Genomic DNA, 1,919 nt, shown 5'->3' with positions numbered 1-1,919 from the left:
ACCCCGCGCCCGCCCCCGTGCCCGGCACACCCGGCGCGCCCGGTTCCGCCGACCCGACGCAGGTGCTGCCGCACACCGGGGGTGCGTACGACCCCAACGGCGCGACCAGCGTCCTGCCGCAGACCGGCGCCAACGCCCCGGCGGGCGCCGGCGGCCCCTCCGGCGCCGCCGACCCGACCGCCGTCATGCCCCCGGTGCCGCCCGGCCCGCCCGGTCAGGGCGGCCAGGGGCAGCCCGGGTCCGACGATCCGCATCCCTGGCAGAACCAGATGCGCGCGGCCCGCGACCGCAACGAGCAGACCCAGGTCCAGTACCTCGACCCGGGCGAGGACCCGCTGCGCCGCCGCCCCCAACGGCAGGTCTCCCGGCAGCAGCCCCAGCAGCGCCGCCCGCAGCCCCAGCCCGGCTCCGGCTACGGTCAGCCGCAGCCGTACCAGCAGGCACAGCAACCTCAGCAGCCCCAGCAGTACGCCCCGTCCCCGCCGCAGCGGTCCCAGCGGTCCCAGCGGCCGCGCCAGCCGGAGCCGCAGCGGCACACCCCGCCGCCGGAGCCGCGACGCCCCGCGCGCGAGCCCCGGCAGCGCAGCGCCAACCCGATGCGCATCCCCGGCCTCGGCTGCCTGAAGGGCTGCCTGTTCACGATCCTCATCCTGGTCGTCGCGAGCTGGCTGATCTGGGAGCTGAGCCCGCTGCAGGGCTGGATCGGCAGCGGCAAGGGCTACTGGGAGCAGCTCACCGACTGGTTCAACAACACAGTGGACTGGTTCCAGGACCTGGGCGGGTCCGAGTCCGACCCGCCGCAGTAGTCCGGCCCTCCGGGGCCTCGGCGTTCCGGGCCGCCGGTGCTCCGGTGCCGCGGCGCCACCGACGGTCCGGGGCGCGTCCGGCCGGTTTGCTGATATGTCGACACCCGCCGGGTGATTTCCGGATCCCCCGTGAAGGTTGGCTTCCGGGGCGCGTAGCTTTGGCGGCAACACGCGTCGGTAGGAGCAGTCTTGGCACGGAAGATCGGCAGCCGGTACACCGCCCACCAGATCCTCGGGCGGGGCAGCGCCGGCACGGTGTGGCTCGGTGAGGGGCCGGACGGGCCCGTCGCCGTCAAGTTGCTGCGCGAGGACCTCTCCTCGGACCAGGAGCTCGTCGGACGCTTCGTGCAGGAGCGGACGGCGCTGCTCGGTCTGGAGCATCCGCACATCGTCTCGGTGCGCGACCTGGTGGTCGACGGCAACGATCTCGCGCTGGTCATGGACCTGGTCCGCGGTACGGATCTGCGGACCCGCCTCGACCGCGAGCGCAGGCTCGCCCCGGAGGCCGCCGTGGCGATCGTCGCCGATGTCGCGGACGGTCTGGCGGCGGCGCACGCCGCGGGGGTCATCCACCGGGACGTCAAGCCGGAGAACATCCTGCTGGACATGCAGGGCCCGGTCGGCCCCGGCGGCTCGCACCGCGCGCTGCTGACCGACTTCGGGGTGGCCAAGCTCATCGACACCCCGCGCCGCACCCGCGCCACGAAGATCATCGGAACGCCGGACTACCTGGCGCCGGAGATCGTGGAGGGCCTGCCGCCGCGCGCGTCGGTCGACATCTACGCGCTCGCCACGGTCCTGTACGAGCTGCTCGCGGGCTTCACGCCGTTCGGCGGCGGACATCCGGGAGCGGTGCTGCGCCGCCATGTCACCGAGTCGGTCGTCCCGCTTCCCGGTATCCCCGACGAGCTGTGGCAGCTGCTCGTGCAGTGCCTGGCCAAGGCGCCGGCCTCGCGGCTGCGGGCCTCGGAGCTCGGGGACCGGCTGCGGGAGCTGCTGCCCCTGCTGGCGGGGATGCCGCCACTGGACGTGGACGAGCCGGACGCCGAGCCGACGGAGCAGAGGGGCGAGGACACCCTTTCCTCCGGTCCGGCGCCGGCGGCCGGGGCGCCC

The 1,919-nt window shown here is 74.8% G+C and carries 1 protein-coding gene and 1 pseudogene; both read left to right on the top strand.

All coding sequences use genetic code 11. The annotated features are described in order from the left end of the window. A pseudogene (locus AOK11_RS27480) lies at nucleotides 1-806 on the top strand (serine/threonine protein kinase); the annotation flags it as partial. 189 nt (nucleotides 807-995) lie between these two features. After that, nucleotides 996-1,919, top strand: a 924-nt coding sequence (locus AOK11_RS27475; protein ID WP_055596414.1) for a serine/threonine-protein kinase, incomplete at its 3' end; no start/stop codon positions are given.

The organism is Streptomyces hirsutus (assembly GCF_001418415.1).
Classification (GTDB): Bacteria; Actinomycetota; Actinomycetes; order Streptomycetales; family Streptomycetaceae; genus Streptomyces; species Streptomyces hirsutus.
This window is presented reverse-complemented; position numbering and strand designations above follow the sequence as displayed.